Source organism: Citrobacter sp. S46_ASV_140, assembly GCF_018919545.1.
Lineage (GTDB): Bacteria > Pseudomonadota > Gammaproteobacteria > Enterobacterales > Enterobacteriaceae > Citrobacter > Citrobacter braakii.
Genome location: NZ_JAHLRC010000010.1, coordinates 20,341 through 45,446, shown reverse-complemented (window position 1 = coordinate 45,446; position 25,106 = coordinate 20,341). Strand labels below are relative to the sequence as shown.

Annotated in this window: 22 protein-coding genes and 1 tRNA gene; 7 read left to right on the top strand and 16 right to left on the bottom strand. The window is 51.7% G+C overall.

The annotated features are described in order from the left end of the window. Positions 1–14: 14 nt before the first annotated feature. The 5 genes from KQJ19_RS05115 to prmB are packed head-to-tail and all read right to left on the bottom strand — an operon-like array spanning position 15 to position 4,257. The gene (locus KQJ19_RS05115) at positions 15–563 is read right to left on the bottom strand and encodes an elongation factor P hydroxylase (protein WP_047358771.1); all 549 of its coding nucleotides are present in this window, start codon (positions 561–563) and stop codon (positions 15–17) included. After that, positions 563–1,372: a sulfite exporter TauE/SafE family protein gene (locus tag KQJ19_RS05110; protein WP_016153874.1), complete on the bottom strand. Its 810-nt coding sequence runs from the start codon at positions 1,370–1,372 to the stop codon at positions 563–565. The genes KQJ19_RS05115 and KQJ19_RS05110 overlap by 1 nt, the downstream gene beginning before the upstream one ends. Beyond that, the gene (gene mepA / locus KQJ19_RS05105) at positions 1,372–2,196 is read right to left on the bottom strand and encodes a penicillin-insensitive murein endopeptidase (RefSeq protein WP_016153875.1); all 825 of its coding nucleotides are present in this window, start codon (positions 2,194–2,196) and stop codon (positions 1,372–1,374) included. The genes KQJ19_RS05110 and mepA overlap by 1 nt, the downstream gene beginning before the upstream one ends. A 3-nt stretch (positions 2,197–2,199) precedes the next feature. Beyond that, positions 2,200–3,285 carry a chorismate synthase gene (gene aroC, locus KQJ19_RS05100; protein WP_003028170.1) on the bottom strand — a complete coding sequence of 362 codons (1,086 nt, stop codon included), beginning with the start codon at positions 3,283–3,285 and terminating at the stop codon, positions 2,200–2,202. Between the two features lie 39 nt (positions 3,286–3,324). Next, positions 3,325–4,257, bottom strand: a complete 933-nt coding sequence (prmB, locus tag KQJ19_RS05095) for a 50S ribosomal protein L3 N(5)-glutamine methyltransferase (RefSeq protein ID WP_016157058.1) — start codon at positions 4,255–4,257, stop codon at positions 3,325–3,327. A 166-nt stretch (positions 4,258–4,423) separates the two neighbouring features. On the opposite strand from prmB, the gene smrB reads away from it, so the two are divergent. Beyond that, complete coding sequence (smrB, locus tag KQJ19_RS05090; RefSeq protein WP_016157059.1) at positions 4,424–4,975, top strand: endonuclease SmrB; 552 nt, start codon at positions 4,424–4,426, stop codon at positions 4,973–4,975. 80 nt (positions 4,976–5,055) lie between these two features. On the opposite strand, the gene sixA is transcribed toward smrB, so the two are convergent. From sixA to KQJ19_RS05070, 4 genes are all read right to left on the bottom strand, one after another. Beyond that, the gene (gene sixA / locus KQJ19_RS05085) at positions 5,056–5,541 is read right to left on the bottom strand and encodes a phosphohistidine phosphatase SixA (RefSeq protein WP_003028179.1); all 486 of its coding nucleotides are present in this window, start codon (positions 5,539–5,541) and stop codon (positions 5,056–5,058) included. 208 nt (positions 5,542–5,749) lie between these two features. Then, positions 5,750–7,897, bottom strand: a complete 2,148-nt coding sequence (gene fadJ, locus KQJ19_RS05080) for a fatty acid oxidation complex subunit alpha FadJ (protein WP_216403400.1) — start codon at positions 7,895–7,897, stop codon at positions 5,750–5,752. Next, positions 7,897–9,207, bottom strand: a complete 1,311-nt coding sequence (gene fadI, locus KQJ19_RS05075; RefSeq protein ID WP_016153879.1) for an acetyl-CoA C-acyltransferase FadI — start codon at positions 9,205–9,207, stop codon at positions 7,897–7,899. The genes fadJ and fadI overlap by 1 nt, the downstream gene beginning before the upstream one ends. Before the next feature lie 176 nt (positions 9,208–9,383). Continuing rightward, complete coding sequence (locus tag KQJ19_RS05070; protein WP_003834838.1) at positions 9,384–9,668, bottom strand: YfcZ/YiiS family protein; 285 nt, start codon at positions 9,666–9,668, stop codon at positions 9,384–9,386. A gap of 371 nt (positions 9,669–10,039) precedes the next feature. Between KQJ19_RS05070 and fadL the strand changes: the two genes are divergently transcribed. Next, positions 10,040–11,320: a long-chain fatty acid transporter FadL gene (fadL, locus tag KQJ19_RS05065; RefSeq protein ID WP_016157062.1), complete on the top strand. Its 1,281-nt coding sequence runs from the start codon at positions 10,040–10,042 to the stop codon at positions 11,318–11,320. Positions 11,321–11,379: 59 nt separating this feature from the next. Here fadL and mlaA read toward each other — a convergent pair whose 3' ends face one another. Further along, entirely contained in the window at positions 11,380–12,135 is a 756-nt protein-coding gene (gene mlaA, locus KQJ19_RS05060; RefSeq protein ID WP_003028190.1) for a phospholipid-binding lipoprotein MlaA, read from the bottom strand. Between the two features lie 288 nt (positions 12,136–12,423). Here mlaA and KQJ19_RS05055 point away from each other — a divergent pair, with 288 nt between their 5' ends. Together KQJ19_RS05055 and KQJ19_RS05050 are read left to right on the top strand one after the other, a co-directional pair. After that, positions 12,424–13,365: a formate/nitrite transporter family protein gene (locus KQJ19_RS05055; RefSeq protein ID WP_047416338.1), complete on the top strand. Its 942-nt coding sequence runs from the start codon at positions 12,424–12,426 to the stop codon at positions 13,363–13,365. 75 nt (positions 13,366–13,440) lie between these two features. Beyond that, positions 13,441–13,512 (top strand) — tRNA-Arg (locus KQJ19_RS05050). Between the two features lie 47 nt (positions 13,513–13,559). On the opposite strand, the gene KQJ19_RS05045 is transcribed toward KQJ19_RS05050, so the two are convergent. Continuing rightward, positions 13,560–14,192: a DNA-binding protein gene (locus KQJ19_RS05045; protein ID WP_047500165.1), complete on the bottom strand. Its 633-nt coding sequence runs from the start codon at positions 14,190–14,192 to the stop codon at positions 13,560–13,562. A gap of 317 nt (positions 14,193–14,509) precedes the next feature. Here KQJ19_RS05045 and KQJ19_RS05040 point away from each other — a divergent pair, with 317 nt between their 5' ends. Then, entirely contained in the window at positions 14,510–15,541 is a 1,032-nt protein-coding gene (locus KQJ19_RS05040) for an isoaspartyl peptidase/L-asparaginase (RefSeq protein ID WP_019077319.1), read from the top strand. A 66-nt stretch (positions 15,542–15,607) separates the two neighbouring features. Here KQJ19_RS05040 and KQJ19_RS05035 read toward each other — a convergent pair whose 3' ends face one another. Further along, complete coding sequence (locus tag KQJ19_RS05035) at positions 15,608–17,506, bottom strand: methyl-accepting chemotaxis protein (protein ID WP_216403399.1); 1,899 nt, start codon at positions 17,504–17,506, stop codon at positions 15,608–15,610. 374 nt (positions 17,507–17,880) lie between these two features. Here KQJ19_RS05035 and KQJ19_RS05030 point away from each other — a divergent pair, with 374 nt between their 5' ends. Then, the gene (locus KQJ19_RS05030; RefSeq protein WP_016153886.1) at positions 17,881–18,420 is read left to right on the top strand and encodes a DUF2058 domain-containing protein; all 540 of its coding nucleotides are present in this window, start codon (positions 17,881–17,883) and stop codon (positions 18,418–18,420) included. 104 nt (positions 18,421–18,524) lie between these two features. On the opposite strand, the gene pgtA is transcribed toward KQJ19_RS05030, so the two are convergent. The 3 genes from pgtA to pgtC are packed head-to-tail and all read right to left on the bottom strand — an operon-like array spanning position 18,525 to position 22,967. Continuing rightward, positions 18,525–19,772 (bottom strand): two-component system response regulator PgtA, encoded by a 1,248-nt coding sequence (gene pgtA / locus KQJ19_RS05025; RefSeq protein ID WP_216403398.1) that lies wholly within the window; start codon positions 19,770–19,772, stop codon positions 18,525–18,527. Continuing rightward, the gene (pgtB, locus tag KQJ19_RS05020; RefSeq protein ID WP_170973721.1) at positions 19,762–21,756 is read right to left on the bottom strand and encodes a two-component system sensor histidine kinase PgtB; all 1,995 of its coding nucleotides are present in this window, start codon (positions 21,754–21,756) and stop codon (positions 19,762–19,764) included. The genes pgtA and pgtB overlap by 11 nt, the downstream gene beginning before the upstream one ends. A gap of 11 nt (positions 21,757–21,767) precedes the next feature. Beyond that, a complete protein-coding gene (gene pgtC / locus KQJ19_RS05015) occupies positions 21,768–22,967 on the bottom strand; it encodes a phosphoglycerate transport regulator PgtC (RefSeq protein WP_200103853.1) in 1,200 nt (399 codons plus the stop codon). Positions 22,968–23,382: 415 nt separating this feature from the next. Here pgtC and pgtP point away from each other — a divergent pair, with 415 nt between their 5' ends. After that, on the top strand, positions 23,383–24,774 hold the full coding sequence (gene pgtP / locus KQJ19_RS05010; RefSeq protein ID WP_016153890.1) for a phosphoglycerate transporter PgtP: 1,392 nt from the start codon (positions 23,383–23,385) through the stop codon (positions 24,772–24,774). 83 nt (positions 24,775–24,857) lie between these two features. Here pgtP and KQJ19_RS05005 read toward each other — a convergent pair whose 3' ends face one another. After that, positions 24,858–25,100 carry a DUF2545 family protein gene (locus KQJ19_RS05005; RefSeq protein ID WP_016153891.1) on the bottom strand — a complete coding sequence of 81 codons (243 nt, stop codon included), beginning with the start codon at positions 25,098–25,100 and terminating at the stop codon, positions 24,858–24,860. Positions 25,101–25,106 lie beyond the last annotated feature (6 nt).

The following is a 25,106-nucleotide window of genomic DNA, read 5'->3' as shown; positions in this document are numbered from 1 at the left end:
ACGTGGCAGCGACTTCAGTTGAGCGCTTCGGGCCACGGGAATAGTTCCGCCTTAAGTTCAGGCGTGTGATAATAATTCTGTAACGCGTTAATGAAGCGCGCCGGACGTTCAGGGATCCCCTTTTCCAGGTACTCCATCACCTGAGCATGGACACGGCGCTGGAATACCACGCGATCCGGTTCAAAGTCCCCTTCAAGGTTGTCGCAACTGACGTTAAACGGGTAGCCCGCCGCCATGCAAAACAGCCAGTCAAACGCCTGCGGCTTCACTTCCACATCTTCAAACTGGCATTGCGTCTTCGCGTCGCGTCCATCCGGACAGTACCAGTAACCGAAGTCGACCAGTTCACGCCGCGCCTTACCGGCGATGCACCAGTGTGAAATTTCGTGTAACGCGCTGGCGTAATAGCCATGCGCAAAAACGATACGGTGATACGGTAATTCCGCATCCGCAGGAAGATAGATCGGTTCGTCATCGCCTTTAATCAGACGGGTATTAAATTCATCGGCAAAGCAGCCGTTAAAAATCTCAATTAACTGTTCGTAGTGATGGGTATTATTCATTAGTTCATCCCCAGCCAGTGGAGAATCTCCTGTCCATGATTATCATAAAGTAGCTTGGCGCTCATCACGGCGGAGACAATGACGATCATTGGCCGAATGAGTTTTTGTCCTTTACTGAGCACCAGCCGTGAACCCATCCGTGCGCCAATAAACTGGCCAATGAGCATCACAAATCCGGTCGCCCAAATCACTTTGCCGCCGAGGGCAAACAGCAACAGCCCGCCGATATTCGATGTGGCATTTAATACTTTGGCGTGGGCCGTCGATTTCGCCAGGTTGTAGCCGCACAGCATGACAAAGGCCAGCGCGTAGAACGACCCCGCAGCCGGACCAAAAAAGCCATCGTAAAAGCCGACGCAGCCCCCGGCCACCAGCGCGAAAGGCAACCCATGCAACCGACGCTGTCGGTCCTCCTCCCCCACTTTCGGCATCAACAGAAAGTAAAGGCCAATACAGATAACCAGAACCGGCAGGATCTGGCGCAGAATATCTGACTGCACGTGCTGAACCAACAGCGCGCCGCTCATTGAGCCGATAAAAGTCATGAAGATATTGAGCTTCTGATCCGCCAGATTAACCACGCCCCGGCGAATAAAATAGAGGGAGGAAGAGATAGATCCTCCGCAGGCCTGTAGCTTATTGGTGGCCAGCGCTTGCGCGGGTGGCATCCCGGCCGCCATCAATGCCGGGATAGTGAGTAAACCACCGCCTCCGGCCAGAGAATCAATAAAACCTGCCAGCATCGCCACGAAAAAAAGCACACCTAACAGCAGTGGCGACACCATAAACAGAGAGGCGAAATGATCCATTAGAGTACATGCTCGTCCAGTAGCGCCTGGCAGGAAGGCGGCAACGGCGGCGGTGTCTTCTTCTCAGGCTTGGTGGTTCCAGGTTTCGGAGGTTCGAACCAGCTTTGCAGCTCCGCGCCGCAGCCGTCACCCGGTGGTGGTAACGGTTGATCTTCGCACTCAAGACTGTCGGCAGGACAACGCAACCGTACGTGCATATGCGCACGATGCTGGAACCATGGCCGCACTTTACGCAACCAGTCCCTGTCGGTCCCTGCATCCAGACAAAGTTGCTGCTTAATCGCCGGATTCACGAAAATACGCGTGACTTCATTATCTTTTGCCGCCAGCCTGATAAGGCTGAAAATCTCCGGCTTCCAGAGTGACGGCACGACACGTTTGCCATCCTGTGAGACCAGATCTAACGCCTGCGGCCGCAGCAGTTGCGACTGAGTCCAGCGGGTTTTCGGCAATTGCAGGAAAATATCTACATCCAGTCCCGTCTGGTGGCTGGCGTGACCGCCATTGAATCGCCCACCGGCCGGCATGCCCATATCGCCGATTAACACCGTACCCAGCCCCAGATTGTTGGCCTGATTACTCAGACGCTGGATAAACATCACCAGATCCGGATGGCCAAAGTAACGGCGCTGATCGGTGCGCATCACCTGATAGTGTTCTGACTGTACAGGCAGCGTATCTGCGCCAACAATACAGCCATTGGAGAACGCGCCGATAGACTGCGCGCTGCCTGCAACCGGATGGGTAATTTTCTGCCAGGGCGTCGCCGCCAGACAGGCGGTGCTGGCAAACAGAGCCAGCGCCGCAAGTGCCGTTTTTTTCATCTCTTACCAGCGTGGAATATCGGTCTTCACGTCCGCATTTTGCGCCCGCTGACGCAGCAGGTGATCCATCAACACGATTGCCAGCATCGCTTCGGCGATTGGCACGGCGCGGATCCCAACACACGGATCGTGACGACCTTTGGTGATCATTTCGACTTCTTCACCAAAGCGATTAATAGTGCGCCCTGGAACGGTAATACTGGAGGTCGGTTTCAGCGCCATATGAGCAATGATTTGTTGCCCACTGCTGATCCCACCAAGAATGCCGCCCGCATGATTACTCTGGAAACCTTCTTTGGTGATTTCATCACGGTTCTGGCTGCCGCGCAGTGCAACAACGTCAAAACCGTCGCCAATCTCAACACCTTTAACGGCGTTAATGCTCATCAGCGCGTGAGCGATATCAGCATCCAGGCGGTCAAATACAGGTTCGCCGAGACCCGCTGGTACGCCGCTTGCAACCACGGTCACCTTCGCTCCGATGGAGTCGCCCTCTTTCTTCAGCCCACGCATCAGTTCGTCCAGCGCCTCGAGTTTATCCGGATCTGGACAAAAGAACGGGTTAAGTTCCACCTGGGACCAGTCTTTGATCTCCAGCGGAATATCACCCATCTGCGTCAGACAGCCGCGAATTTCAACGCCGAACTTTTCCGCCAGATATTTTTTGGCAATCGCTCCGGCCGCAACGCGCATCGCCGTTTCACGTGCGGATGAGCGTCCGCCGCCACGGTAGTCACGCAGGCCATATTTCTGCTCATAGGTATAGTCGGCGTGTCCTGGACGAAAAACGTCCTTAATCGCGCCGTAATCCTGTGAACGCTGATCGGTATTTTCGATCAACAGGCCAATGCTGGTGCCGGTGGTAACGCCCTCGAACACACCGGAGAGGATTTTCACCTGATCCGGCTCACGACGCTGCGTAGTGTAGCGCGATGTGCCCGGACGGCGTCTGTCGAGATCGTGCTGCAGGTCAGCTTCTGTCAGAGAAATGCCCGGCGGAACACCATCGACAATACAACCGAGCGCCAGCCCGTGTGATTCACCGAAAGTGGTTACGCGAAAGAGTTGCCCAATTGTGTTTCCTGCCATCACGGCTCCGTTATGAGTGTTGTGTATGTGCGCGTGTATTTAGTCTTTATAAATGCTGAAGTGCTCGCGAGCAGCAACTAACTGCTCTTTGGTCAGCATGAATACACCTTCACCGCCGTTGTCGAACTCCAGCCAGGTGAACGGTACATCCGGGTATTGCTCTATCAGATGTACCATGCTGTTTCCGACTTCACAAATCAGAATACCGTTATCTGACAGGTAGTCCGGAGCGTTACCCAGAATGCGGCGGGTAAGTTTCAGTCCATCACTGCCAGACGCCAGACCCAGCTCAGGTTCATGACGATATTCGTTTGGCAGATCGGACATATCTTCCGCATCGACATACGGCGGATTGGTCACAATCAGGTCATACTGGACTTTCAGCAGATCGCGGAACAGATCGGAACGGATCGGCGTAACATGATGGATCAGGCCGTGCTCTTCAATATTGTGTTCGGTCACCGCCAGCGCGTCGGTGGAAATATCCACCGCATCCACTTCGGCCTCCGGGAAAGCATAGGCGCAGGCAATGGCAATACAGCCGCTGCCGGTACACATATCCAGGATATGCTGTGGCTGCTCATTAATAAGGCCCGCAAAGCGGTTATTAATAAGCTCGCCAATCGGCGAACGTGGCACCAGCACGCGTTCATCAACATAAAACTCATGCCCGCAGAACCAGGCTTTGTTGGTCAAATAAGCGACCGGAATGCGCTCGTTGACGCGGCGAATCACGCGTTCAACAATGCGATGGCGCTCGCTGGAAGTCAGACGCGCGGTACGCATATCTTCTGGAATATCCAGCGGCAGATAAAGTGACGGCAGCACCAGCTGTACGGCCTCGTCCCATGGGTTATCCGTGCCATGGCCATACCAGATGTTCGCCGCGCTAAAACGGCTGACCGCCCAACGCAACATGTCCTGAATGGTATGCAGTTCACTCACTGCTTCATCGACGAAAATTTTATCCACGTATTCCTCCAGGGCATGCTCGTATTAATTTCGGCGGCTAGTTTGCCACGAAGACGGCGATAAATCAGCATTCACACAGGGCCTGAGCGCGAAAATTGCGTTTTAAGCGATCGGATGCCCGCCGAGTCGGGTTAAACTAACGAAAAATAAAAGATGAGACTCTCGAATGAAAAAGAAAACATCGCTCAGCGAGGAGGATCAGACGCTGTTTCGCCAGCTGATGACCGGCACGCGTAAAATTAAACAGGACACCATTGTTCACCGACCGCTACGTAAAAAAATTACCGAGGTTCCGGTTAAAAGGCTGCTGCAGGAACAAGCTGATGCCAGTCACTATTTCTCGGACGAGTTTCAGCCGCTGCTGAATACGGACGGCCCGGTAAGATATCTGCGTGCCGACGTCAGCCATTTCGAACTGAAGAAAATGCGCCGTGGCGATTACTCCCCGGAGCTGTTTCTCGATCTGCACGGGCTGACCCAGCAGCAGGCCAAACAGGAGTTAGGCGCGCTGATTGCCGCCTGTCGTCGTGAGCATGTGTTTTGCGCCTGCGTGATGCATGGCCACGGAAAACATATTCTTAAGCAGCAAACGCCGCTCTGGCTGGCGCAGCATCCGCACGTGATGGCCTTTCATCAAGCGCCAAAAGAGTACGGTGGCGACGCCGCGCTGCTGCTGCTGATTGAAGTGGAAGAGTGGCAACCACCCGAACTTCCCTGATGCAGAAAAACAGAAAGAGCCGCATTTGCGGCTCTTTGATTTTCCGGATGACGGCTGTGCCTTATCCGATTCCAGGCTTTTTAAATCGCTTTTGCCATTTTCAGGTTACACGGGCTCATCTGCCAGTTAAAAGTACCCTTCCCGCTCTCATCAAGCGTTACGCTGGCAATCGCTGATGTGGTAAACATCGGCGGTGTTTCGCCTGGGCAAAGTTCAGACACCAGATACCCCACTAAAGGTAAGTGAGAGATGACCAGCGCCGTGGCGATACCTTCATTGGCCAGAGCCTGTAAATAGGCGCTGACCAGACCGACATCGCCGCAGGGAGTCAGCTCCGGCAAAACATCCACACCGGTTGGCAGGTTCATACACTCCCCCACCACATCCAGCGTTTGTTCGGCTCGTAGGAACGGGCTCACCAGAACACGTTCGATATCCACTTTTTGACCTTTCAGCCAGTTCGCCATCAGGCGAGATTCGTCACAACCACAGGAGGTTAAGGGACGAACCGAATCACTGGCGGCATCGAGGGCTGCGTCGCCGTGACGCATGATAAAAACTTGCATATTGCACCGCTTTTGTTAACCAGAATCACCGACACCTTTATCCACAGCCCCTATTGACCGTGGTAACGATGTGGTGGCCGGCATTGTGCCTTATCCATTCACCGAATGAAACGCTGTTTTTTACCTCAACGGCGTAAGTATAGTCAATCTCTGTTTACATTTTGAGCGCGACCCATACATTCAGTGCGGATTCATCCTACCTTTGACCTCATGAATTCAGGTCAGTTTCCCCATTACTCCAGAATCTTTCACCACGTTCCGCCATCTGCAATAACTGCTCACACGGCATAAACCGCGAGCCGTATTGCGTGGTCAGTCGTTGCAGAGCAGCAACCACTTCACCCGCGCCGAGCGAATCCAAATACCGGAACGGGCCGCCGAGGAAGGGCGGAAAACCAATACCAAATACAGCGCCGATATCGCCATCACGCGCGCTGCGGATAATCTTCTCATCGAAACAGCGTGCTGCTTCATTGAGCATTAACATGACGCACCGCTCGGCGATCTGCGCGGCGGTGAGTCGGCCCTGCCCCTGGACGCCAATAAGCGTATAAATTGCAGGGTCGACCTGTTTTTTGCTTTTACGCCCTTTCGCTCCATAAAGATAGAAACCACGACCATTTTTTCTACCTTTGCGATCGTCATTCAAAATTGAAGCAACAATATTTGCAGGCGCGCTAAAACGTTCTCCATATGCAGCCTCAAGCACTGGTATAATTTTAGTGCCCGTATCAATTCCGACCTCATCCAAAAGTTGGATTGGCCCGACCGGAAAACCAAACTTAACCAGCGCGGCGTCAATGGCTTCAACCCGCTCGCCTTCGGTCAGCATACGAATAGCTTCGTTAATGTATGGCGCTAAAATGCGGTTAACATAAAATCCGGCCTTATCTCTGACCACTATCGGCGTTTTGCCCTGCTTTTTCGCCAGTTTAACGGTTGTGGCAATTGTCTGCTCAGAGGTCGTGGCATGCGGGATAACCTCGACCAGCGGCATTTTTTCCACCGGGCTAAAGAAGTGCAAACCAATTACTTGTTGTGGCCTGGCAGCGTTCGCCGCAATATCGCCAATCGGCAAAGATGAGGTGTTAGAGGCAAAAATGGTATGAGATGCGCAATTTTGCTCAACTTCTGCCACCATCTGTTGTTTTAACGCCAGATCTTCAAATACGGCTTCAATAACCAGGTCGCGATGAGCGAAGCCACGGTAATCGGTTGATCCCGAAATCAGCGCCAGCTGTTTATCACGCTCGCTGGGTTTGATATGACGGCGGCGAACCTTCGTTTCAAGCTGATCCCAGCTGTACTTCAGCGCGTGGTTGATTCCCTTGGCATTTATATCTTTGATACGCACTGGCAAGCCGCCTTTACAGGCCGTCACATAGGCAATACCGCCCCCCATCAGACCTCCGCCCAAAATGCCTACACTGTTTAGCGGGCCGGGCTTCACATCACTTCCGGGATCCTTTTTCACATCGGTGTTGGCAAAAAAGATGTGCCGCAGCGCCTGAGACTGAGATGTCATCGCCAGTTCGCCAAACGCGCGGGCTTCGGCGTCGTAACCGCTGCTGCTGCCTTGCGCCAGGCCGGTTTCGATGACCTCAAGGATACGTTCTGTTGCAGGGTAGTTGCCCTGCGTTTTTTGCGCCGTCTTTTTACTGGCCATGCGGAATAACAGCGCCCGCCCCAGCGGCCCCGCTAGCACACGCTCTCGCACCGGCAGAGTTCGGTGTGCGGGACTGTCCTTTTTGGCCAGTTCTACGGCCGCTTCCAGCAAAATGGTATGCGGTACAACTTCATCCACTAAACCCACTTTCAGCGCCTGTTTTGCGCGTAGTTGTTTTCCGGTGAGGATCATATCCAGCGCGGTACTGACGCCAATCAGACGGGGCAACCGCTGGGTACCGCCAGAGCCGGGCAGCAGACCAAGCTGCACTTCCGGTAAACCCAGTACGGTTTTAGCATCATCGGTACAAATACGATTGTGGCACGCCAGCGCCATCTCCAGGCCACCGCCGAGACAGGCGCCATGAATTGCGGCGATTACGGGGATCGGCAAGGCATTAATTTCCGCCATAATCTGCTGCCCCTGGCGTGCCAGCGTTTCAGCTTCCTGCGCGCTGCGACAGCGACCAATCATGTTGATATCCGCCCCGGCAATGAAGTTATCGGGTTTCGCCGAAATGAACACCACGCCGCGTAATGCTTTGTTATCGCGAATTTGTTTCAGAATGACCCGAACCTGGGAGGCAAATTCCGCCTTCAGGGTATTCATTTTCTCTCCGGGCACATCAATGGTGACAACAGCGACGTTATCCAGACGTACGTTTAGTGTAAAAGCCGATGTCATTTCCATTATTCCGCCTCCAGAACCATTGCCGCACCCAGACCACCTGCAGCACAGGCTGTCACTAAACCAAAACCACCGCCACGGCGTCGTAACTCATGGAGGGTTTGGGTGATCATGCGAGCACCGGTGGCGGCGAAGGGGTGTCCATAGGCAATCGATCCGCCCAGCACATTAAATTTACTGTCATCGACCTCGCCCGTGGCATGCGCCCTGCCCAGCACTTCGCGGGCAAAACGTTCGCTACCCAGCAGTTGAAGATTCGCCAGCGTTTGTGCGGCAAATGCTTCATGCATATCGATCAGGGTTAAATCAGCCATGGTCAGACCCGCTCTCTCCAGGGCAAGCGGCGTTGACCACGCCGGCCCCAACAGCATGTCCTGCCAGACATCGATGGCGGTAAAGGCAAAACTACGCAGGTATCCCAGCGGCACCAGCCCCAACTCTTTCGCACGCGATTCCGTCATCATAATCACGGCGGCTGCGCCGTCCGTTAGCGGGGTACTGTTCGCCGCGGTAACGGTGCCGTGCTTTCGGTCAAAGGCCGGACGCAGTTTGGCGTAATCGGCCAGCGTAGAGTTGCCGCGAATATTGTTATCTTCTGAAAAAGGATCTTTGAAAGGTGGCGCGTAGGTGGTCATCACCTCATCTGCCAGTTTTCCTTCAGACCACGCCTGAGCGGCGCGCTGATGAGAACGGTGCGCCAGGGCATCCTGTTGCTCTCGCGTAATCCCATAAGTTTTGGCCATTTGCTCGGCCGTATCCCCCATGCGTAAACCGGTGGAATACTCGGCGACGGCTGGCGGTACGGGCATCAGGTCACGTAAGCGCAGTCGGGAGAAAAGTTTAAGACGCTGACCGGTGGTCCGGGCCTTATTGACATCCACCAGCACCCGCGCCAACTTTTTGCTAACGCCAATAGGCAGAACTGACGAGGAGTCCGCACCGCCGGCAATTCCTGCGCGAATAGTCCCCGCCATCAGGCTTTCCGCGACATTCGCCACCGCCTGGAAACTGGTGGCGCAGGCTCGGCTTACGCTGTAGGCATCGGTGTGCACATTCATCCCGGTTCCCAGCACGATTTCACGAGCAATATTTGGGGCTTCGGGCATTTGCACCACCTGGCCAAAGACCAGTTGCTCAATCACATCAGCAGAAATTTCGCTGCGCGCCAGCAGCTCGCCAACGACCATTTTCCCCAAATCTACGGCGGGAATGCCATGAAACGCGGTTGCCTGGCGGGCAAATGGCGTACGCAATCCGCTTACGATGGCGATGCGATCGCCCTGGCGGGTAACCAGCGGTAAAGCCTGACTCATAACACTCCCCTGTAAAAAATAAAAATAAGTGGTCTGACCTGATCACAGTCTTAACCAATTTTTTACATTTAGCCAAGCAGGGAGAAAAGAAAGTGGGAGCTATGACACAGTGAATAATCACTGACAGTGACGAAAAAGCCCTTGCTACCGGGTAACAAGGGCTTTTAAAGAAGGGATTAACGCAGGCCCAGCTGGAAGATCAGCGTTTCAGCTTCACAGGCAAAAACAAAGTCGATATCCAGACGCACACCTTCAGACTCTTCAGTAAAGGTCGAGGTGATTTGGCAAGGCTCAGATTCCACGCCACGCGCCTTCTCAGTCAGAGCGGCCAGCGTTTCTTCTGCCTCTGCACGATTCGCGAACACACGGCTGTATGACGCGGTGCAATCGGAGTTGTCCATGATGGTGCCAACATCCATACAGCAGCAAACCGGGGTTTCATCAGCACTGCATTTACTCATTGTAGATTTCCTCTGTATTCGCACCTGTGGTGCCAGATAAACGATGGGGATATTTTACGCTCCCATTATTCGCCTCTCCAGTCGTTAATTGTATGAAATGGGATAAGTGACCGAAATCACACTTAAAAATGATCTAAAACAAAAATCACCCAAACAGGTGAGTGTGCATACCCGCAATTTTGCCAGCTGGATCGCGTTTCCGAGATCAGAATTGAAAATATTTATAAACATACTTGCAACATTTCAGCTGGTCAGACCTATACTCTCGGCACTGGTCTGATTTCTAAGTTGTACCTCAGACCCTACACTTCGCGCTCCTGTTACGGTATGTAACATTGTTTGTATAAAAATAAATCAATGAGGTTATGGTCATGAGCCAGAAAACCCTGTTTACAAAGTCTGCTCTCGCAGTCGCAGTGGCAATTATCTCCACACAGGCCTGGTCTGCAGGCTTTCAGTTAAACGAATTTTCTTCCTCTGGCCTTGGCCGGGCATATTCGGGTGAAGGCGCTATTGCAGATGATGCAGGTAACGCCAGTCGTAACCCGGCGCTGATTATGATGTTTGACCGCCCTACTTTTTCAGCGGGTGCGGTGTATATCGATCCAGACGTGAATATTTCCGGTAAATCGCCATACACCGGTCGCAGCACCGATGCGGACAACATCGCGCCTACGGCGTGGGTTCCCAATGCTCACTTCGTGATGCCGATCAACGAACAGTTTGGTTGGGGGGCTTCTGTCACGTCAAACTATGGCCTGGCAACCGAATTTAACGATAACTACATCGTCGGCGAATACGGCGGGAAGACCGATCTTAAAACGGTCAACCTGAACCTGAGCGGTGCCTACCGTCTGAATGATAGCTGGAGCTTTGGCGTTGGTTTTAATGCCGTCTATGCCGATGCAAAAATTGAGCGTTATTCCGGTGAACAAACTGCTGCATTGCCAAAAGTCAGCCAGAAAATTGCCAGCCTGAAAGGTGACGAATGGGGTTACGGCTGGAACGCTGGTATTTTGTACGAGCTGGATAAAAATAACCGCTACGGTTTAACGTATCGGTCTGAAGTCAAAATCGACTTCGATGGCGATTACAAGAGCGGCATCCGCACCCAGGCCAACGCGTTACCTGGCGCAGGCACGGCGTTCCCTTGGGGAACCACCAACGCCACCGTCCCAGGTTCTCTGACGCTTAACCTACCGGAAATGTGGGAACTGTCGGGTTACAACCGCGTTGCACCACAGTGGGCTATTCACTACAGCATGGCTTACACCAGTTGGAGTCAGTTCCAGGAACTGAAAGCAACCGGCACCAACGGGCAGACGCTGTTCTATAAAGAAGAAGGGTTCAAAGATTCTTACCGCATCGCGCTGGGTACGACTTATTACATGGATAAAAGCTGGACCTTCCGTACCGGTATCGCCTATGACGATAGCCCGGTTCCTGCGAGCAAGCGTTCCATCTCCATTCCGGACCAGGACCGTCTGTGGTTGAGTGCGGGTACCACTTACGCCTTCAATGATGACGCATCCATTGACGTAGGCGTTTCTTATATGCACGGCCAGAAAGTGACCGTCAAAGAAGGCCCGTATACTTTCGATTCTGAAGGTAAAGCCTGGCTGTTCGGTACCAACTTCAACTACGCATTCTGATTTTCTTCAGATATAAAAAAGGTGAGCTTTTTAGCTCACCTTTTTATTTTCATCCTTCCTTACTCGGAATCGATCTCTTTTAAATCGTCCTGAATATCTTTCGCGTTCGGGTTTTCTTCTGGTTTGAGTTTCCCACCGTTCGCAATAAAGTCATGACGCTGGAAGTAAGCTTCTCGCACCATGATGTAAGGGTCGGAAGACTGACGCAGCAGACCGTCGGAATCAAGCAGTTGCGCGCGGGTTTCAATCCCTTCAACCGTCCATTTACCTATCGACAACGGCCAGGTCAGCCAGGACAGTACCGGATACAGCGTATCCACCATGTCGCCGCCATCATCACGCAGCGTGAAGCTGCCGTAGAATGGAAGCTGCATATACGGTCCGTAACCAACGTCATAGTGGCCTAACGTACTACCAAAACGGTGTGGTTCAACGCGCTGTAACTTCGGATTAGCCATACCCGCCACGTCGATAAATCCGCCCATACCTAACAGGGTGTTCAGGAAGAAACGGGTGAAGTGCACCATCCCCTGATAGGGGTCGCCTTGCAGGAAGTAGTTGACCATAACGGCCGGCTCTTCAAGGTTGCCGGTAAAATTGCTCAAACCGTTACGCGCCGGCTGCGGGACATAATCACGCCAGGCAACTGCCACCGGTCGAACAACGTATGGATCTAAAACATTAAAGTTGAAGTTGTACATGGTGCGGTTGAACCCTTCAAATGGGTCCGAACGCCCCTGCTGTTCAGTACCAGAGCTCGCACACCCCACCAAAAGTGTGGTTCCCAGCGCAAGCGCCGACAGGCGAAGCTTCATAAGTGTCTCCCTGTGTATTATGGCTATCGCTGATTGCCATCCATGACGGAACGATGACGTATCCGCCTGTTTAGATGTGAGCGATTGTAACAGCACGTCAAATGATGTCTATATACCCTGTGTTACTGATTTGATCATAGCCTGGTAATGCGCACTCCGCGGCGGCTCTATTCTAGCTACCCCAATAAAAACTAACGTTACCATTTTTGCTATCTCAGACTTTCTCCCGCTGATTTTCGGACAAAAGCCGCTACGCTTTAGCAATACGTGCTAATTCAGGATTCGGCTATGAATGACATTGAGAACGAAAAGATTGATCGGCACAGCGACGAACTCCAGGTCGACAGTGACGAAAAGCTAGAGGGTAAAAAGATTGAGGTCGATGAGGACAGACTCCCCTCCCGCGCCATGGCGATCCATGAACATATCCGCCAGGATGGGGAGAAAGAAATGGAGCGCGACGCGATGGCGCTACTGTGGTCAGCCATCGCTGCGGGACTGTCGATGGGCGCCTCGCTACTGGCTAAAGGAATTTTTCATGTGCAGCTGGAAGGTGTGCCTGGAGGATTTTTGCTGGAGAACCTCGGTTATACCTTCGGCTTTATAATTGTCATTATGGCCCGCCAGCAACTGTTTACCGAAAATACCGTCACCGCCGTCCTGCCGGTAATGCAAAACCCTACGCTCGGCAATTTTGGCCTGCTGATGCGCCTGTGGAGTGTGGTTCTGCTAGGTAATATTATTGGCACCGGAGTTGCGGCATGGGCGTTTGAGCATATGCCGATTTTTGATGAAGAAACCCGCGATGCTTTTGTCAAAATCGGCATGGATGTGATGAAAAACACGCCAACGGAGATGTTTTCCAACGCCATCATTTCTGGCTGGTTAATTGCCACAATGGTATGGATGTTTCCCGCCGCCGGTGCGGCAAAGATTGTGGTTATTATTCTGATGACCTGGCTGATTGCGCTGGGCGATACCACGCACATCGTCGTCGGTTCGGTGGAAATTCTCTATCTGGTCTTTAATGGTACGCTGCACTGGAGTGATTTCTTCTGGCCCTTTGCGCTACCAACGCTCGCCGGGAATATCTGTGGCGGGACGTTTATCTTCGCGCTGATGAGCCACGCGCAGATCCGCAATGATATGAGCAATAAACGCAAAGAAGAAGCCAGGTTGCAAGCCAGGCGGGATGAGCAAAAGCAGAAAAATCAGAAAAAACAGGCTTGAATGGTGACGGTTTGAGCAGTTGGGCGGCCTGAGGCTTACCGTTGTGAGTAAAAAACGCTATACTCGTGCCGCTTCGTCCCCTTAGTTAAATGGATATAACGAGCCCCTCCTAAGGGCTAGTTGCAGGTTCGATTCCTGCAGGGGACACTTTTAATTAAATGCATCCGGCTAAATCCTTTCATTTACCTGTCAGTTCATCCCTGAGCCAGGCGATAAAACGGCACATTCCTCACCGTTGCAGTAAGATTGTCGGACACCATTGTCTGCTCAGTAGCTATCCGCATCCCTGATTTTCTCAGCCTCAGTACGTCAGCAGCAATACGTTGGCTGCCAAACCAGAAAAGCCCGTCCAAAGCAGTGACATCAAGGCCTGATTCCAGTGCCAGCTTCAGACGCTCACGCGGTGCTTTCACCGTTTTAGCAATTTGCTGATATGGCGCTTCGCTTGAACCTGCACGATTAATGCGTCGAATACGATGCGACAGGCGGTACTGAAATTCATCCGGTATCCCGCCGAGACTCGCTTTCAGGCTGTAAACACAACCAAAGCGTTTGCCGTTAAAGATTACGTTTTTCTGACTAAGCTGCAGCTCTTCACGAACGCTGGCAATCAGTTGCGGGGTACGGAGTAATAACAAACGGAAAGGCAGCTCAAAGCTGGTCACATAGTCCACATTCAATAAAGCAATACGCAGACGCTCTTCCGGACCCGCCTTCATTTCCCGACATTCAGCAATAACATCAGCCCACTGGCCAGCCAGACGGGAACTTTCAGTCGCCTCAGTAAAGCTGTATTTTTCAGTCTGATAATCAATACGTTCGGTCACTCGGAATTCCCTTCTGGCCACATCTCGGTATTGGTTGCTCACTTTACCAGCGACAGACTGCAACCGGAAGCCCGCGAGTATGGTCAGTGGAATGATAGAAACTACTGCGGAAACGCTTCATTTTTTGATAAATCAACCATTAAAAATATATTTTGACTAAAATCAATTAACCAAAATTATGATTATTGAAGTATAGCCATGATTAATCTTTAGCCAGTTTGTCAGGAATAAGTTCTCCATAAACAGGCTGATTAATACCGGTAATGAGAAACATTATCGGAAATGATTCATCACTCAGAAAAAAGGAATTTATTCATATGATCAGAATCAAGACCAGTATCGCTACTTTGACCCTTTGTACCTTACTGACAGCTCCCGCATGGGGAGACGCGCAATCGCCGATAAGGCTGGTGATCCATGGTGGTGCCGGTACCATTACAAAAGATACCATCACACCAGAACAGGAAAAGCAGTATACAGAAAAACTCACTGAAGCTCTGAATGCAGGTTATGCGGTTCTGAATAAAGGCGGTAGCAGCCTGGAAGCCGTTCAGAAAGCGATTAATGTGATGGAAGATTCTCCTCTCTTCAATGCAGGTAAAGGTGCCGTGTTTACCCACGATGGCCGCAATGAACTGGATGCGTCCATTATGGATGGGAAAACCCGAAAAGCCGGTGCCGTTGCCGGTGTAACCACGGTTAAAAACCCAATTAATGCGGCGTATGCCGTTATGACTCAAAGCCCGCACGTACTCATGGTCTCGACAGGCGCGGATACCTTTGCAAAAGAACAGGGACTCGCAACCGTTGATCCTGCTTATTTCAAAACAGATTTTCGCTGGCAGCAATTACAGAATGCAATCAAAAAAGAAAAAGTGCTCCTTGATCACGATGGAAAGAGCGCTGCCCTGTTCGCTGATCCAATGATGTATGACTATAAATATGGCACTGTCGGCGCTGTTGCTCTGGATAAAGACGGTAATCTCGCTGCCGGAACGTCTACAGGCGGAATGACCAACAAACGTTACGGACGTGTGGGGGATTCACCTATCATTGGCGCAGGAAATTATGCCGACAATGAAACCGTGGCGGTATCCGCAACCGGCTCAGGAGAAATGTTTATCCGCACGCTGACCGCGTATAACATTGCAGCCCAGGTGAAATACCGCAATACCCCTTTAAAAGACGCAGCGCAGAATGCTCTGGATGAAGTTAAGGCGCTGAATGGCAGCGGTGGAGTAATTGTGCTTGATAAAGCCGGTAATTACACCATGTCCTTCAACTCTGAAGGTATGTACCGGGGAACCATAGGCGATGACGGAAAACCCGTTGTAGCCATTTATCGTTAATACTATTTCCCCGCCAGGGGATGAACCGACCCGGTATGTTGTCCGGGTCGGTTAAACGGCGTCAGGTCAGACAACAAAACGATTGACCAGATCCTTCATGGTGACAGACAGATTGTCCAGGCGCTGGCTGTCGCTCGCGGCCTGAGAAACCAACGCCGCGTTTTGCTGCGTGACCTGCTCCATAGGTCGCAGTGCCAGGTTAATCTGAGTTACCCCTTGCGATTGTTCCGTCGCTACACGAGCGATATCCGTAATATATTGCTTCATGCTGGTGGTATTGTCCGCCGCGGCTTCTAGCGCGGTAGCGGACGCCGTAACCCGCTCAACACCCTCACTAATTTTTACCATATTCTGCGCGACCAGCTCGCGGATCTGATTAGCTTCTTTGGCACAACGCTGCGAAAGATTCCGCACTTCACTGGCGACAATCGCAAACCCCCTGCCCATCTCTCCGGCCCGTGCAGCTTCCACTGCCGCATTCAGCGCCAGCAAGTTAGTCTGAAACGAAATATCGTCAATCGAGGTCACAATATTCGAGATTTTCTCACTGGAAGAGCGAATATCCCCCATGCTTTGATTTGCCGCACTGGCGACGTTACTGGCCTGGCGGACCTCTTTTTCCAGCCTTATTGTCAGATGCTCCGCTTCGCGGGCATTGTCCGCCGTTTGCGTAATCGTCGTGGAGAGCTGTTCCATACTGGCCACCGCTTGTACTATTGATGCTGCCTGTTCATCCGTGCGTTGGGCCAGGTCCTGATTACCCGCCGTAATACTGCTGCTGGCATCGGATAAAACCACGGAGCCTTGTTTAATCTCCTGGACGATATGCTGAATACTTTCCAGCATCGTGTTATAGGCGCGATTAAGTGAGGAAAGCTCATCTTTCCCCGGGGTCGCCAGCCGTTGAGTCAGATCGCCGTTCATACCCGCAATCTTGCGGAGCGTGTCACTAAATTGACGATGCATATTGATAGCGATTGCCCCTGCGAACGCCAATGATGCCAGGAGCGCTAACAAGCTGACAATCATATATATTTGCCAGTTTTTTCGTGCATCCTGCGCGAGTTTTTCCGCATTCGCTAACAGAAGATTCGCCGTCACATCTTCTATCTGCCGCATCACTTCAATACGCTGGGTTTGAACCTTGAACCAGACAGTAGGATCGACATCAAATCCACCGTTCGCGGCATGACTAAACGCGGTTTCGCGAAATGAGAGGGCTTTTGACGCTTCTGTGGACTGTAAGCGGCTTTTCAACATAGCCGCCTGTTCCGGTGGGCTCAGACGCAACGATTGTGCCAGCCAGACGTTCTGTTTACTGACGACATCACTGAGTTGATGTAACTGCCCCTCGGCGAAATGACCGGAGGAAAAGATATTTGACAGCAGCGCGCGTTCAATACCTGCTTGTTCTTTCAAATTCAGCAAGTTGTAGTAGGCGGCGAATGCGTTCGCCATCTCGCCTGAATCCGTCAACTGCCCCAACCTGCCCACAAAACTCAGCACATCAGCAATGACATTAGTATAAAACTTAACGACATCTGAGGCCGGAAGCCCCAATCGCGTGACGTTTTCCCGGATGGTGGCAAGCGACAGAATGTTTTTCTTGAACGTGGTGACAGAATTGGCGGCATCCCCTTCTGGCAATGCAGTATCGGACAGTGAACGCACAAAGACCTCGATCTCGCGATCGGTTAAAGCCCGCTGTGCGGTTAACTCATCTTTGAACGTCTTCCCTTCAGCCCCCAGAAATCCGACGCTCATTCCCCGTTCTTTTTGCAGCTCATGCACCACATTTCCGGCACTACGCGCGAGCGCTGTCAGTTGAGCAATATTTTCCATCTGCCGTTCTGTCTCAATGCGCGTCAATATTCCTGAACCAGCAAACCAACATAACGCCAATAATAGTGGTTGTAGCGCGATTATTAACTTCATTTTCATCGGCATTCGATAAACCCACCACATGCCACTTCCCTCCATTGTCCATATTTTCATTATGGTTATCGGCGCAATGAGGCTGCACTTTAAATTTGATCAAGAGACAACTGATTGTTTTTTAGATTAAATACCTGCCAAAATAACTCTATTTGATTATGACAATCAGGATAAAACACTGGAATATTTATATTTATGATATCTATTATCAAAATATTTAAATAATTCAGCATATTATTTCTTATTAAAAAACGGGTTAACTATCAACACGATTCGGAAAAGGAGTAAGACGCAGAACGGTGACGCCTACTGGAGATAACCGTCGTGGCTCGGCCATTTTCTGGCATCCCGCCGAACGTTAAGGTTATAATCCTGACAACGATTTTATTGGATTAGAAGCGACGATGACAAAACTTACCCTACAAGAACAGATGCTTAAGGCAGGTCTGGTCAGCAGCAAAAAAATGGCCAAAGTGCAAAGAACGGCGAAGAAATCGCGCGTTCAGGCTCGCGAAGCCAGAGAAGCGGTTGAAGAGAATAAAAAAGCGCAAATTGAGCGCGACAAGCAGCTCAGCGAACAGCAGAAACAGGCCGCGCTGTCTAAAGAATATAAAGCGCAGATCAAGCAACTGATTGAAATGAATAAAATCACCATTACCCGTGGCGATATTGGTTACAACTTTACTGATAATAACCTGATCAAAAAAGTCTATGTTGATAAGGTGACTCAGTCTCAGCTGATCAAGGGCCGTCTGGCCATTGCCCGACTGACGGCTGAAAGCGGCAACGATAGCGAATACGCCATTATCCCGGCTGTCGTCGCCGACAAGATTGCGCAGCGCGATGCAAGTTATATTGTTTTAAATTGCGAGCTGAGCCAGGAAGCGAAGGACGAAGACGATCCGTATGCTGATTTTGTCATCCCTGATGATTTGATGTGGTAAGAAAAACAACCAGATAATCACCTGGACTTCCGTTGCCTATTTCGGTGAACGCCAACGCCGCCACCGAAATACTCTCGACGTCCCTTCTCCCCCAATCCTGGCGACTAAAACTTATAGTGTTCTTTGCTCAGCCCGTATTTTCTCATGCGTAAATACAATTTTTTACGCGGGATTTGTAAATACTCCGCCACTTCATTAATGCGCCCCTGATGAATATTTAGCGCTTCAGTAATGATCTGTCGCTCGTACTCTTCAACCCGCCGATCGAGCGGTGTTGGTTCAGGCAGATGCAGTTGCGGATTCGCGGTTTCAGCCAGCGGGAGTAGCCCAACGGCAAAAAGCTCGGCGGCATTCGCCAGTTCCCGGACATTACTTAACCACACGCGACGCCGCATGCCTTTCAGTAACTCCCCTTCAACCTCGGGCACGGGATGGTTCAGGCGCAGACAGGCTTTCTGCAGGTAATGACGAAACAGCGGCTCAATATCATCCGGACGCTGTGACAACGGCTGGCAACCGATTTGCGTCATCGCAAAACAGTAGTAGAGTTCGGCCACAATCTGGTTGGTTGCAGCCAGTTCCACTAACGATGTGTCACCAATGCCTATCAGACGAAACGGACGCCGCTCCAGGCTTTGCAGATGCACCAGATGGTGCTGCTGTTCACGTGTCAGGCATTCAATATGGCTCAGGACCAGCGTTCCTCCTTGCGCCTGTGCAATAAGGTCATTGAGTAGTCCCGCGTTCCCGGGCGTCAGTTCACCGCGGATAAACGGCCCATCAGCGCTGCGCCCAAGCTGATGCAAATACCGGGCTCCGGTCATACGTCCCGTTCCCGGCTCGCCATAAAACCAGACGGCAATATCCGTTTCCGCCAGGTGTTGCAGACGTTGACGATACTGATTGACCCAGTCACTGTAGCCGAGCAGTTCAACCTGAAGCTTTTGCTGGCAATAATGGCGACGGGCAATCACGGATCGTCTCTGACGCAGCGCATCCTCTACCAGAGACAGCAGTTTGCCGGGGTCGACCGGTTTTTGCAGAAAGTCCCATGCGCCTTTCTTTACTGCCTCCACCGCCATCGGGACATCGCCATGCCCGGTGATTAGCAGGATAGGGAGCTGATTATCATCCTGATGAAACAACGTCATCAGGTCTATTCCATTGCAGCCAGGCATACACACGTCGCTCAGAACAATCCCCGGCCAGTCGGCCTGCAGCCAGTTTCGGGCATCAAAAGGGTTATTGCATGCATAGACACGGTACCCCTCTTGTTCAAGCAACAGAGTGTAAGCGTCGAGAACATCGGCATCATCATCAATCAGCAGAACAGAATAGTCATCACACAACATCGTTTACATCCGTCAGATTAAATTGCAGAACGACGCAGGCATTACGCCCCGGTGTCGACGCCAGGCGCAGCTCGCCGTTCATTTGCCCCATTAACGATACACAAATCGATAAGCCAATACCGAGCCCCACATCCTTACTGGTGGTAAACGGCTTTAATAGTGATGGCAATAACGCCTCCGGCCAGCCGGGGCCGTTATCGCAGACAAAGACGCACAATCGGCTGCCCTCAGCCTGCCAGTGAACCTCTATTTGCGCGCCAGTCGGACTGGCATCCAGCGCATTTGCCAGTACGTTTACCAGCACCTGCTGAATACGCACTTCATCACCTGTCACCCATACACTCTGGGCTGGAAGCGTCAGCGTACCCTGCTGAGGCTTATGCCGCATGGCCAACAGTTCCCAGGCGGCGCTGAATGTTTGTCGCAGATCGACCGGATGCAAAGGCGCGCCCGGCTCGGCCCGACGTGCAAACTGACGCAGCGAACGGATAATGGCATCAATACGGGTAATCAGCCCCTCCGCTTTGGTTAACGTACTTCTGGCCTGAGCGGATTGTCCTTGTTCAATTGCCCTTCCCGCCGTAAACAGGTACATCGACAGCGCATTCAGCGGTTGGTTAATCTCGTGCGCCAGCGTGGTCATGGTCTGTCCAACCACTGCCAGTTTTGCCGTCTGGATCAGTTCATCCTGCGTTGCCCGGAGATCGGACTCTATCTCCTTGCGCTCTGTCACTTCCTGCTCCAGCTGATTTTTTTGCGCACTCAACTGGCCCAGAGTATGGCGCAGCAATCCTGCGATGCGCCCGAGCTCATCGCGCCCATAAACCGGGATGGTGGCATCCGTTCTGCCAAGACCAATTTGCACCACGGCCTGGTTGAGAGCGGTAAAACGCTTCACCAGACGCGAACGAATAAAGTAATGGTTGAGCCCCCAGGCGAGAAGTAGCGCCAGCAGCGTCGCCAGCAGAATAAGTCCACCGCTGACGCGAACAATTTGTTCCAGCCGCTGGTTAAACATCTGCATTTGCTGATGGCTACTCCCCAACTGTGCCTCAAGCAGTGTTCGAAAGCGCCCGAGCGTTGCCTCTCTGGCATGGTTAGCATCAACGAGCGCTTTTTGCGCGGCGACATAATCGCGCATGGTATCGGGCATTTTATTTTTCATCATCCCGATTTCCAGTAACTCATCAATGGTTTGCCGCAAGGTGATAGTACTGGGCCAGTCATCGAGGGTACGGATATTTTCATCCGCCGTTTTCTTCAGGTTCTCCAGATAGCGGATATGATTCTCCACCAGCATTCCGTCGTCGCTACCCGACTTCAGTTCATTGAGCCTGTCGCGTAAATCATCCACGATCTGATTTTCAATTCTTGCCAGGGTGTAGACCTGCTGCTGCTCGTTTTGTACCTCTCTGGCACGTTTGAGATACTGCGCCGCATCGCCGTTTTTGGCCTCAATTTGATCCAGCAACGTCCCCTGCTGCCAGGTAAAATCCTGCACCAGCGAATTCAGCTCGGTTGTAAAATCATCATGTAGCCAGTCGATGCGCGCGGAGAGTTCACTCACCTTTTCGCGCACGAGGAACATGTTGTAGAGCACCCGGTCCAGCTCCGCCATCAGCGCCCTGCTGTCTTGCAAAATCACCGCCAACTGCTGCTGTTCTGCCGATTGTAATCCCCGGCTCAGCACCTCAATTTTGTCCAGATGAGAAATAATCTGATTGCGTAGTTGCAGCCTTACCGTGGTGTTGGGGGCCAACAGGAATTCATTAAGCTGATCCACAACCAGGTTGAGATTTCCTTCTATCAAAAAAGCGGAATGTACGCGCGGGAAGTAATCATCAAGTGAATAACGTATCTGCGAGCTCTGCTCATGCCAGGAGTACAAACTGACGCAGCTTACGCTCAACGTCAGTAATGCGCCCGTCAGAAACGCTCCCCGCAGGCTGCTGCTGATGCTGAGCTGGCGCAGGCGTTGCAGTATCGAACCACCTTTCATTTTAACTCTTCCAGTTTGGATATCGCCTGACGCTGATTTTTAAGAAACCAGAGCTGCCACTCCATCATCTGCTGTTCGGCTACGCTTTTATTCTCAAATTGCGCAAGCCAGGCCTCATCTTCACTACTTCTGGCGTCTATCGGGACGCTGGTCAGTAATGCTCTGATTTCGGGTAGCGGGCGTTTCAGGCGCGCTTCCGCACTGTATAGCGCCCGCCAGGCATCTTTCAGCTGCGCGAGTCGAAAACTGATGGCGGTATCAAACATCCGCTGCACCAACTGTTGCCGCTTAAGGATCAGCCGATAATTAAGCGCGGGCTGGCTCATCAAAATAGCCTGCTGAGCGGCGCGTGGGTTATCAGGCGCGAGCTGCGTGACCGGATATTTCCCCGTGTTCGCATCCGCAAGGATCCGCTGTCCTTCCGGGCTTAACAGATAGCGGATAAAGCGACGCGCTTCGTTGGGGTGCTGGCTATTATTGAGTACGGCAACATAGGTGGGTGACACCGCCGAGCGAGGGAAATAGGTAAAAGTAAGGTGCGGATCGTTAAGCAACAGGTTGGCATAGTTATCAATGACCGGCCCCGCTACGCCCAAACCGCTCTTAATTTTGTCGGCCACGCCAAAACTGCGTGATGAAATCGTTACCAGATTACCGGCGCTGGCCAACAGCGTCGCCCAGCCCTCTTCCCACCCTTTCTGTTGCAGCAGCGACTCAACCATCAGGTGATTGGTATCGGAACGCGACGGGCTACTCATCAACAGCGCGTTCTGATATTTAGGCTGCGTTAAATCCCCCCAGTCGGCAGGCGGCGGAAGATGCCGCGCCGCCAGCGCAGAACGATTAATCAACAGGCCAAACCCTGATATCGCCACAGCCACGGAGGTCGAGCGAATCGAGTCTGGCACCAGCCGCTGGCTTTCAGGCAGCGCATTATCGAAAGGTGCCAGCTTCTGGTGTTCCTGAAGATGCTGCAACAGCATGGGTGATGAGGTCAAAATCAGATCGACGTTTTCCGCATTCGCAGTATCCAGCAACTGTTCCAGCGAACCGCTGGTCCGGTTTAACGTGCGAATCATCACTGACCCTGGCTCCGTCTGCCAGCGCTGGATAATCCAGGCCGTGGCCCCTGGGGAAAAGGTGGTCGCCATCACCAGCTCTTTACCCAGGACCTGGCAGCTCGCCGACAGCGACATAAAACAGAGCAAGAATGCCCAAAAACGCCCCCGGCCCAACAGTCTGTTTGTGATCCCGTTCATAAATACCAACATGTACAAAAAATAATATTGAGACAAAACTTACCCGTTTATCACCGCTGGGGGGAAGAATAAGGTTATTCGTAGAATAACCAAACGGAAAGTGACGACATCAGTAAAGAATACCCGAAAATGCAGCCTGAATTTGTTAATATCCGCACACGCCGATGATAAAAATGCCCGTGAAAGAATAGAATTGAAAATCCATTATTAAAAAAGTGTCAAAATCTGCCACGCCGCCCGAAAATTGAGTCAATAGTGACACATTTCATCAACTTGAGTTTCTTCGCCGTCTATTTCACTCTTCACTGCGAAAAATCCTGATATTCACATCAATAAAAAATTAGGTGATGATATGTTATCAATATTTAAGGCAGGACCAGCGGCGAATAAAGTCCCGGCGGAGAAAGTCCAGGCAACTTATGGCCGATATCGCATTCAGGCATTACTCAGCGTATTTCTTGGCTATCTTGCGTACTATATTGTGCGCAATAACTTCACGCTTTCGACTCCATATCTGAAGGAGCACCTGGATCTCAGCGCTACGCAGATTGGTTTACTCAGCAGCTGCATGCTTATTGCCTATGGGATCAGTAAAGGCATTATGAGCAGTCTGGCAGACAAGGCCAGCCCGAAAGTCTTCATGGCATGCGGCCTGATCCTGTGCGCTATCGTCAACGTAGGCCTGGGGTTCAGTACCGGATTCTGGATATTCGCCGCGTTGGTCGTTTTCAACGGTTTGTTTCAGGGGATGGGCGTTGGCCCTTCATTTATTACCATCGCTAACTGGTTTCCACGTAAAGAACGTGGACGCGTTGGCGCATTCTGGAATATCTCACACAACGTTGGCGGTGGTATTGTCGCCCCGATTGTTGGCGCCGCGTTTGCCATTTTGGGGAGCGAACACTGGCAAAGCGCCAGCTATATTGTTCCGGCCTGTGTTGCCGTACTGTTTGCTTTTATTGTGCTGATGCTGGGGAAAGGTTCACCACGCCAGGAGGGTTTACCGGCTCTGGAACAAATGATGCCGGAAGAAAAAGTCGTATTAAATTCCCGACACGCTGTCCAGGCGCCAGAAAATATGAGTGCCTTCCAGATCTTCTGCACCTATGTATTGCGTAATAAGAATGCCTGGTATGTTTCACTGGTAGACGTCTTTGTCTATATGGTGCGTTTTGGTATGATTAGCTGGCTGCCAATTTATTTATTAACCGAAAAACATTTCTCGAAAGAGCAAATGAGCATAGCTTTTCTGTTTTTCGAATGGGCGGCAATTCCTTCCACATTACTGGCGGGTTGGCTCACCGATAAACTGTTTAAAGGCCGTCGCATGCCGCTGGCCATGATCTGTATGGCGCTGATTTTCGTCTGCCTGATCGGTTACTGGAAAAGTGAATCGCTGCTGATGGTCACTATTTTTGCCGCCATCGTGGGTTGCCTGATTTATGTTCCGCAGTTCCTGGCCTCCGTGCAGACCATGGAAATCGTCCCCAGCTTCGCAGTAGGTTCTGCGGTAGGGTTACGCGGATTCATGAGCTACATTTTTGGCGCATCGCTGGGAACCAGCCTGTTTGGCGTGATGGTCGATAAAATGGGATGGCATGGCGGCTTCTATCTGTTGATGGGCGGGATTGTCTGCTGCATCCTGTTCTGCTACCTCTCCCATCGCGGCGCGCTGGAGCTCGAACAACAGCGGAAAAACGCTCAGCAAGAGGAAGCGTCACTCCAGTTGGCTGATGCCCGGTAGCCGATTTCAGTCTCGCAAAAAGTGCCAGCGATGCTGGCACTTCAATACATTCAGATAAAGAATAAATAGCTCAGCGTGATAATTTATTGCTTACCGTAACCCACCATAAAGCGGATGATCAAACCGCATGCTGGGGCAAGAAAAAGGAATAATCCGGTAACCATCTCGTTACCATTGGTCAACTGCATAGTAAAAACGTAAATTAATGCCGTGAGTATGGCCATGCCGATAAAAGCACTTATTGACGCCGCAGCCCCCATAACCTGCCAGATATAGCAACTGACGCTCAGAATGCTCAACGCGAGAAAGATCCAAAAATAGAACATAGCGAT